Source organism: Micromonospora sp. LOL_023 (assembly GCF_048060115.1).
GTDB lineage: Bacteria > Actinomycetota > Actinomycetes > Mycobacteriales > Micromonosporaceae > Micromonospora_E.
The window spans coordinates 1-9,003 of the sequence record NZ_JBHMIM010000106.1; the positions used below are offsets into that span (position 1 = coordinate 1).

Annotated in this window: 8 protein-coding genes and 1 pseudogene; 4 read left to right on the forward strand and 5 right to left on the reverse strand. The window is 70.7% G+C overall.

The features are described from left to right. Positions 1-94: 94 nt before the first annotated feature. Both ACFHVL_RS30215 and ACFHVL_RS30220 read right to left on the reverse strand, forming a co-directional pair. Positions 95-502: a hypothetical protein gene (locus tag ACFHVL_RS30215; protein ID WP_416631968.1), complete on the reverse strand. Its 408-nt coding sequence runs from the start codon at positions 500-502 to the stop codon at positions 95-97. Between the two features lie 61 nt (positions 503-563). Further along, on the reverse strand, positions 564-1,859 hold the full coding sequence (locus ACFHVL_RS30220; RefSeq protein ID WP_416631970.1) for an Hsp70 family protein: 1,296 nt from the start codon (positions 1,857-1,859) through the stop codon (positions 564-566). Positions 1,860-1,934: 75 nt separating this feature from the next. Between ACFHVL_RS30220 and ACFHVL_RS30225 the strand changes: the two are divergent. Beyond that, positions 1,935-2,746, forward strand: a pseudogene (locus ACFHVL_RS30225) (glycerophosphodiester phosphodiesterase family protein). Positions 2,747-2,761: 15 nt separating this feature from the next. Then, positions 2,762-4,156, forward strand: coding sequence for an MFS transporter (locus ACFHVL_RS30230; RefSeq protein WP_416631972.1), 1,395 nt, complete (start codon positions 2,762-2,764; stop codon positions 4,154-4,156). A gap of 22 nt (positions 4,157-4,178) precedes the next feature. Here the strand turns inward: ACFHVL_RS30230 and ACFHVL_RS30235 are convergent, their stop codons facing one another. The 3 genes from ACFHVL_RS30235 to ACFHVL_RS30245 form a co-directional block, all read right to left on the reverse strand. Continuing rightward, positions 4,179-5,480: a PP2C family protein-serine/threonine phosphatase gene (locus ACFHVL_RS30235; protein ID WP_416631974.1), complete on the reverse strand. Its 1,302-nt coding sequence runs from the start codon at positions 5,478-5,480 to the stop codon at positions 4,179-4,181. 225 nt (positions 5,481-5,705) lie between these two features. Further along, entirely contained in the window at positions 5,706-6,530 is an 825-nt protein-coding gene (locus ACFHVL_RS30240) for a poly-gamma-glutamate hydrolase family protein (protein ID WP_416631976.1), read from the reverse strand. Between the two features lie 221 nt (positions 6,531-6,751). Continuing rightward, positions 6,752-7,141, reverse strand: a complete 390-nt coding sequence (locus ACFHVL_RS30245; protein ID WP_416631978.1) for a DUF1304 domain-containing protein — start codon at positions 7,139-7,141, stop codon at positions 6,752-6,754. A gap of 153 nt (positions 7,142-7,294) precedes the next feature. On the opposite strand from ACFHVL_RS30245, the gene ACFHVL_RS30250 reads away from it, so the two are divergent. Both ACFHVL_RS30250 and ACFHVL_RS30255 read left to right on the forward strand, forming a co-directional pair. After that, a complete protein-coding gene (locus ACFHVL_RS30250) occupies positions 7,295-8,368 on the forward strand; it encodes a PP2C family protein-serine/threonine phosphatase (protein ID WP_416631980.1) in 1,074 nt (357 codons plus the stop codon). 301 nt (positions 8,369-8,669) lie between these two features. Continuing rightward, a complete protein-coding gene (locus ACFHVL_RS30255) occupies positions 8,670-8,936 on the forward strand; it encodes a hypothetical protein (RefSeq protein WP_416631982.1) in 267 nt (88 codons plus the stop codon). Positions 8,937-9,003 lie beyond the last annotated feature (67 nt).

The following is a 9,003-nucleotide window of genomic DNA, read 5'->3' on the forward strand; positions in this document are numbered from 1 at the left end:
CCTCATCGTTCATCCCGGCTCACCAGGGCGATTCCCACACATCTTGACCGTTCCGGACACCGCGCCCGGTGGTCAGAGCCTTACCCGGAAAGGCTCACTGACCGGTCAGTGAACTGTTTCGGATCTCGTGCAGCCGCACGATGAACGCCACCCGCACGACCGGCGGCGCGTCCGGGTTCATTCGGGCATAGCTGTCGGCGATCAGCGCGAGCCGTTCGGGGTCGGCCACGTACGCCGACTCCAGGCCTTCGACCTCGGCGCGGCGCACCCCGGCGTTGTGTTCGTTGAGCACCACGGTCGCGCCGGTGGCGTCGACGCCTTCCACCCGGGTGTCCGGTGCCGGGTCGTTGGGGCCGTTGATCCCGGCGTACATGCTGAACGGGCCGAACGGAAAATGGTCGTCGGTGCCCCAGATGGTACCGGCCAGTAGCAGTGAGAACGCCGCGACGGTGGTGAGAACGCGGACCAGGCGGCCGGTCGCCGTCAGGGTCTGGATTTGCACCGGGGCACTCTATCCGACCGAATTCGTACCTGGTGGCCCGATCATCCGGGTGTCGGCGGGTCTACCGGGTCAGGATCAGCGCCGTGAGCACCACGGCGGCGATGGCGACCAGCACGGACAGGACGAACACCAGGACCGGTCCGTGCTGGTCGTACCAGGGCCCGCCTGCGCCGGCCGGGGCCGGCCGGGGCACCCCGGCCGGCTGCCAGCCGGCGACCGGGCGGGCCGCCGGTGACACCGGACGTGACGTGCCGGACGAACCGACCCCTGGTGGCAGTTCCTCCGGGACAGGACGCAGTGGTACGCCCACGCACAGGGCGCCTTCGGCCACGACGGTCTCCGGCTGCTCCAGGGTGGTCGGTGCCACCCCCAGCTCGGTGTGGATCAGGTTCGCGACGAGCGGGATCCGGCTGGAACCGCCGACCAGGAACACGCCGACCAGGTCAGCCGGGGTCAGGCCGGCGGCGGCGACGGTCTGCCCCAGACAGGTGACGGTACGGGCCAGGTGGCCGCGGATCAGCGACTCCAGTTCGTCGCGGGTAACGTGCGCGGCGACGTCGAGCGCCGGCAGGTGCACGTCGGCGCTGGCGGCGCGCGACAGCGTCTCCTTGACGCCGCGTACGTCGTCGTAGAGCAGGGCGCGGGCCCGCCGCGACCCGGTGTCGGCCGGGGCGACCAGTCCGTTCCACACCGTGGTCCGCGACGGCGAGTAGGCGCGGCCCAGGTGTTCCACCAGCGCCTGGTCGAAGTCGAGGCCACCGAGTTCGGTCAGGCCCTGCTCGGCGAGCACGTCGAACCCGGCGGCGGTGCGGCGGACCACGGTGGCGTCGAAGGTGCCGCCGCCGAGGTCGTAGATGGCCAACGCCCGGCCCGGCGGCACCGCACCGCCCAGCACTGTCGTGTAGTAGGAGGCGGCGGCGACCGGTTCGGCGACCAGCGTCGGTTTCGGTAGTCCGGCGGCGTACGCGGCCTGGACCAGGACGAGCCGGCGCCGCTCCCCCCACTGCGCCGGGTGGGTCAACCGGACGTCGTCGACGCCGCCGAGTTGACGGCCGGCCTCGGCGGCGACGTGGCGCAGTACGGCGCCGATCACCTGCGGCACCGGGACCTCGGTGTCGCCGAGCAGCACCACGCCGTCGTCGACGCGGCGTTTCGGGTTGGGTTCGAACCCGGCCGGGTCGATGCGGGCGCGGCGGTGCGCGTCGCTGCCGACGAGCAGCCGCCCGTCGGGTTCGCGGTACACCGCCGACGGCAGCAGCGGGGTGCCGTCGAACAGCAGCGGCCGGGCGCGTCCGTCGCCGCCGCGCACCATCGCCACCGTGTTCGAGGTGCCGAAGTCGATGCCGAGTGCCCGCATGGGGGCACCCTACTGCCGGCGTGGCGCAACCTGGCGTACGCCCGCCGGTCGCCGGGGGCCGGCATACTCCCCTGCGTGTCGCACCGCTACGCGTACCTGGATTCGCCGGCCCCGATCGCGTTCGCGCACCGGGGTGGGGCGGCCCGTGGCGACGAGAACACCGCCGAGGCGTTCGACCGGGCCGTCGACCTGGGTTACCGGTACGTGGAGACCGACGTGCACGGCACCGCCGACGGGGTGGCGGTGGTGTTTCACGATCGGACGCTGCAGCGGCTCGCCGGCATCAAGGGTGCGATCGCGAAGCTGCGCTGGGCGGATCTGGCGACGGTGCGGGTCGGCGGGTCGGCGGGTCGGCGGCGGTGCCCCGCCTCGACGACGTGCTCGACGCGTGGCCGCAGGTGCGGTTCAACATCGACGTGAAGGCCGACGGGGGTGTGCGGCCGACCGTCGAGGCCGTGGACCGGTGCGCCGCCGGTGACCGGGTGCTGCTGGCGTCGTTCTCCGACCGGCGGCTGCACCGGCTGCGGTCGTTGACGTACGGACGGGTGGCGACGTCGCTGGGGATGCGGGCGGTGACCCGGCTGCGGATCGCGTCGGTGACCGGTGGGCGGCTGCGGCTGCCGGCGTCGGTGGTGGCCGCGCAGGTGCCGGTGCGGTTCAACCGGGTCCCGGTGGTCGACGCCCGGTTCGTGGCGTACTGCCACCGGGCGGGGTTGCAGGTGCATGTCTGGACGATCGACGAACCTGCCGAGATGCACGAGTTACTGGACCTCGGGGTGGATGGCATCATGACCGATCACATCGAGGTGTTGCGTGACGTGTATCTCGCCCGTGGTCACTGGCCGCCCGACCGTCGGGTCGGCGCGGACCACACCGCCCGTCCCTGACCAGTGAAGGATCCGATGGCCGACCCCACCACCCCCGCGCCGGTCCCCCACGCGCCCGCGTCGGGCAGCAGCACCCGGCGGGAACGTACCGGCTGGTATTTCTACGACTGGGCGATGTCGGCGTTCTCGACGACCGTCATCACCGTGTTCCTGGGGCCGTTCCTGACCAGTGTCACGAAGCAGGCCGCCGGTTGCGCGCTCGACGCCGACGAGTGTGTGGCGTACGTGTACCCGCTGGGTGTGAAGGTGGCCGCCGGGTCGTACTTCCCGTACCTGGTGTCGCTGTCGGTGGCGTTGACGGTGCTGGTGCTGCCGGTGATGGGCGCGATGGCCGACCGGACGATGCACAAGAAGCGGCTGTTGGCCGGGTCGGCGTTGCTCGGCGCGGGGGCGACCATCGCGATGGTGTTCGTCACCGGCGAGCGGTATCTGCTCGGCGGTGGACTGTTCGTCCTGGCCAACATCGCGTTCGGCGCCAGCGTGGTGGTGTACAACTCGTTCCTGCCGCAGCTGGGTGGCCCGGACGACCGCGACGGGATCTCCAGCAAGGGGTGGGCGCTGGGCTACCTCGGCGGTGGGCTGCTGCTGGCCGTGAACCTGGTGGTGGTGCAGTCGTTCAGCGTCGACGGCGACCCGCAGCGCACCCTGGATCTGGCCCGCTGGTCGATCGTGTCGGCCGGGGGGTGGTGGGCGGTGTTCACCCTGGTGCCGCTGGCGTGGCTGCGGGAACATCCGGCGGTCGACGCCCGGCCGGGCGGCAACGTGCTCACCGACGGGTTCCGGCAGCTTGGGCGTACGGTGCGCGGGCTGAAGGCGTACCCGTTGACGTTGTTCTTCCTGCTGGCGTTCCTGGTCTACAACGACGGCATCCAGACGGTGATCGCGCTGGCCAGTCAGTACGGCACCGAGGAGCTGCGGCTGGGCCAGTCGACGCTGATCGTGACGATCCTGCTGGTGCAGTTCCTGGCGTTCGGTGGGGCGTTGGCGTTGGGTGCGGTGGCGAAGCGGATCGGCGCCTGGAAGACGGTGCTGGCCAGTCTGGTGCTGTGGACCGGGGTGATCCTGGCGGCGTTCCGGCTGCCGGCGGAGGCGCCGGCGCAGTTCATGGCGCTCGGGGCGGCGATCGGGCTGGTGCTGGGCGGCTCCCAGGCGTTGAGCCGGTCGCTGTTCAGCCAGCTGATCCCGGCCGGGAAGGAAGGCGAGTACTACGGCTTCTACGAGATCAGCGACAAGGGCACCAGCTGGTTGGGGCCGTTGGCGTTCGGCATCGTGTTCCAGCTGACGAACTCGTACCGGGTGGGCCTGGTCTCGTTGTTGATCTTCTTCGTGGTCGGGTTCCTGCTGCTGGCGGCGGTGCCGGTCCGCCGGGCGATCATCGCCGCCGGCAACACCCCGCCCCGGGTGCTGTGAGCGCGCCGGGCCGACGTGTTCGTCAGGACGTGGGGACGCGGATGGCGAGGATGGCCATGTCGTCGTGGAAGTGGCCGTCAGTGAAGGCGACAGCCGCGGCGTCGATCGCGGCGGCGAGATCCTCGGCGGAGTCGCCCGTGGCGGCGGCGAGGGCCCGGTGCAGCCGTTCGATGCCGAACATGTCCCGGCTGCCGACCCGCCGGCCCTCGGTCAGTCCGTCGGTGTAGAGCAGGAGACTGTCACCAGGACGCAGCACGGCACGTTGCTCGCGCAGCGTGGGCCGGTCCAGCCAGCCGAGGATCAACCCGTGCCGGCCGAGTGATTCCACGCTCGCGTCCGCCCGACGGATCAGTGCGGGGTCGTGGCCGGCGCAGCTGACCTGCACGCCGACTCCGTCCGGATGCGGCCGCAGGGCCGTGTACAGGGCGGTGAGGAACTGGCTGTCGTCGGTGTACCAGGTCCGCAGCGCGGCGTTGAGCGTGGCGAGGTTCTTGGCCGGTGCGCGGTGGCGCACAGCGGCCGCGCGCAGCGTGTACCTGGCCAGGGCGGTGGTCTTCGCCGCCTGCGGCCCTTTACCGGAGACGTCCCCGACCACGACCGCCCAGGAGTCGCGTACCGAGGGGAACACGTCGTAGAAGTCGCCGAACACCTCGGCGGGGCCGCCGGCGCCGCGCCGGTAGCGCACTGCGAGCTGGATCCCAGGAACATCCGGCAGCGTCGGCGGCAGCAGGCTCTGCTGCAGCGTGTCGGCCAGCTGTTCGGCGCGGGTCGTGGCCGCCTGCGCCTGGATCGTGGCGGTCCGGGCGTCGTCGACAGCGGCCCGCAGCGCGATCTCCCCGGCGGCAGCCTGCGCCAGCGTCGCGAGGATCTCGATGTCGCGTGCAGTCCACTGCCGGACGGTCGTGTCGACCACGCAGAACGTGCCCAGCACGTGTCCGTCCAGCGACCGCACCGGGAAGCCGGCCCAGGCGGCCACGCCCATCGACTCGATCGACGGGTTGCCCGCGGTCCGTGGGTCGGCGCGGGAGTCGGGCACGATCAGTTCGGCGTCACCGCCGATGACGTACTGGCAGAACGACTGCTGGACCGGGTTCTGCCGATCCGGCGGGTCGGCGCTGTCCACCCCGATACAGCTTTTCCAGAAGGAGCGGGTGTCGTCGACGACGGTCACGAAGGCGAACGGGGTCCGCAGCAGCGTCGCCGCGAGCCGGGTCAACCGGTCGAAGGCCTCTTCCGGCCCGGTGTCCAGCAGGCCTGTTCGACGGACCGCGGCCAGGCGGGCCTGGTCGAGGATCCGGCCTGCGGCGATCGTGGCCGAATTCACGCCTCGCCCAACAGGTCCGTCCTGGCCGCCGGCTCGGGAAAGCAGGTGTTCGCTTCGCATGGCGGCACCTCCACAGTTGCACCTGAGGGGCGATCGACAACCGGCATCGGGCCAGTATGACCACACCGTCGTCAGCGACGGTAGCCGACTGTCGGGCGCACGGCCGGACCGTGGTGGACGGCGTACCCGTACCACCACGGTCCGGCCGGTCGTGGGACGCCGGCGTCAGAGGATCGGCTGCGTCGCCTCGATCTGCGCAACGGCGGTGCGGGTGGCCGCCACGAAGTTCCAGAACACCGTGTTGGTGGTGTTGCGGCGCTGCGCGACGGTGTTGGTGCCGAACATCGCCGCCCGCAACGGGGTGGTCAGCTCCAACTGGGCGCCCATGCCGAGCAGCGTCCGGTTGACGATGTTGTCGGTGGCGGTGCCAGCGATCGCCGGGATGCCGGTGGCGTCGAACGCGGTGAACCCGGCCGCCGTGTAGGCGTTGATCAGCGCGGTGCGGAACGCCGCGTTGCGTCCGCCGACGGCGACGGCCTGCGCGTTCGACGGCAGCCCGGCGGTGCCCGGCGTGTAGCCGTGCAGGGCGACGACGTTGAGCGCGCCGGCCGCCACCGACATCGCCGGGGTGTCGTCGCAGTGGCTGGCGGTGACGTGCAGCTCACCGTTGCCCGACGAGCGGATGCCTTCGAACATCCAGTAGTCGTACGTCGGGCCGGCCGGCGGGGTCGCCGCCAGGCTCGCCGGGTGGTAGCCGGCGATCGCCAGGCACAGCTCCGAGGTGCCGCCCTCGATGCCGCCGCCGTGCGGGGCGATGATCGCGGTACGCGGGAACGCGAACGCCGTCGGGCTGGAGTTGTCGAGCAGCGGATGCCGGCGGTACCGGCGGGCGTAGTCGACCCCTTCGGTGAGGTCCGGGTCGCCGTACAGGTCGGTGTTGGAGTCGTAGATGTCGGCGGCGAGCGCCGGCGCGGCCGGCAACGTCACCAGGGGTCCGGCGACCGCCGCGGTGGCGAGCAGGCCGAGGACCGTACGTCTGCTGGTGTTCACGAGGTGTCTCCTCCGGTGTGGATCGGTGCGGTTGCCCGGTGTGCCGGGCGGTTCACACCGTGCCACGACTACTCGGATGATCGCCAACGATTTCCGTCGCTTCAACCCTCGACCACCGCCGATGTAAGCAGCAAAATTCGCCTGTACGGCGGGAATTCGCACAAGGATGCGTCGGATCAGTGACGCGAGCCGGGTCGGCGATCAGACACCCGCCAGGCGAGTCAGAACTTGATACCGATGGCGAGGGCGACGACGCCGAGCAGCGGCGGCAACCCTTGAATGAGCGCGGCCGACGCCATCGACGGCCGGGAGACCACCAGGACCAGGCTGGCGGCGATCATCGACCCGGCGCCGGTGAAGACCAGAGTCGCGCCGACGGCGGTGCCACCGGCGGCGATCACGACGATGCCGAGCACGATCGCGACCGCCAGGAACAGGTTGTAGAAACCCTGGTTGAACGCGAGCGCCCGGGTGGTCAGGGCGTCCTGCTCGCTGGCCACGCCGAACAGGGCACGGGTCCGCCGGCTGGTCCAGACCACCGACTCCAGGTAGAAGATGTAGACGTGGATCAACGCAGCCACGGCGGCGAAGACCAGTCCTGCGACGACCATGCCAGTCCCCCGGTTCGTTCGTACGGGCCGTGCCCAGATTCTGCCCGCACCACGCGCGACCGCTGGGCGCAGGGCTGCCGCACCGGTGACCGACAGGCAAGGGCGGCCGGCGCCGCCGTATGGTGGCGGCGTGGATCGGACGATGGAACGGCATTGCTCGACGCGCTCAGCGACGTCCTGACGCGTTCCCACCTGTTTCCACCCGACGAACAGGAGACGCTGCGCCCCGTACCGCATCCGAGCCGGGTCGACCCCGAACCGCAACCGGTCGAGGGGTCCCTCGCCGGTCGGGCCTTCACCATGGTCGAGTCGATCCCGGCGTTGAGCGGACCGGCCTGGTGGATTCCGATGATCGACGGCACCGACCGGCTCGGCGTCATCGAGTTCGTCTTCGACGACCCGGACGACGCCGCCGACCCGCACACCCGCCGCCGCTGCGAAACCATGGCCGGGCTGATCGGCCACCTGATCACGGTCACCGCTCCCAAGGGCGACCACCTGCTGCGGGTCGGCCGGTCCCGGGCTGCGACAGCCGCCGCCGAACTCATGGCGCAGGTGCTGCCGCCGCTGACCGCCGCCACCAGACGGATCACGGTCAGCGCCGTCCTGGAGCCCAGCTACGACATCGGCGGCGACGGCTTCGACTACGCCATCGACGGCAACCACGCCCAGCTGGCGATCTTCGACGTGGTCGGGCACAGCATGAAAGCCGGGCTGACCTGCAGCGCCGTCATCGCCGCGATCCGGTCCGCCCGCCGCGCCGGCGCCGACCTGATCGCCCAGGGCGAGGCCGCCGACGCCGCCGTGCTGGACCAGTTCACCGACGCCCGGTTCGTCACCGCCATCCTTGCCGACATCGACCTGGACACCGGGCTGCTCTGCTACGTCAACGCCGGACACCCGAGGCCGATGCTGCTGCGTGGCGGCAAGATGATCCGCGAGCTGCCTGACGGCCGCCGGCTGCCGTTCGGCAGCCGGTCCGCTGCCCGCAGCGTCGGCGAGGAACACCTCGAACCCGGCGACCAGCTGCTGATGTTCACCGACGGGGTGGTCGAGGCACTCGGCGACGGCGGCGAGTTCGGCCAGCTCCGCCTCGCCGACCTCGCCGAACGCCAAACCGGCACCGGGCTGCCGGCCCCCGAGGCGGTACGCCGACTGGCCCGCGCCGTCGCCGCCTTTCGGGGCGGCCCACCCAGCGACGACGCCACCCTGCTGTTGGCCGAATGATCCCCAGCCGCCGCCGAACGCACCGTCATCACCCCGCTGTAACCCATCCGACACCCACCGGTCCGACTGGCTGGCCGTACGGCTCTACTGTGGTTGCCCGACGACGGATCGTATCCAACGGACGGCGGACCACACGGGTGATCACACTGGAAGGCAGGAACGGCTCTGGCCGAGGCCCGCACGGGAGACGCTGGTCGCGGCCAGATGCTTGGTGCCTGACTGGCTACAGAGACGACTGGGCCGTGGTGGGGGAGGACAACGAACGGCGCGGCGCATATGTGGCGGCTGGCATCATCGAGCGATGAACCTCACCAACTCTTACCGCCGCGCTGGTACATCGGGCGCGGAGCTCCTGACCGTCATGGCCTACCTCGGTGTCGAGGATCCGGATGGCGACGAGATCCGCGTCATCCGCACAGTCGATGGCCGGGTCACCGAGGACGGCATCGTCTTTCATGGCGAGGGTGGTGGGCAGTGGTTGCAGAACCAACATGTCGCCTGGACTGAGGCGGGCTACGAGCTGGTCACTGGTGATGCGGACGTTTCAGACGACGACACAATCGCCTAGCCTCGGTCTTGCATTAAGTGTTGATCATGGATGCCTGACGGCTTGTTGATCTTGATTCGTCGGTCGA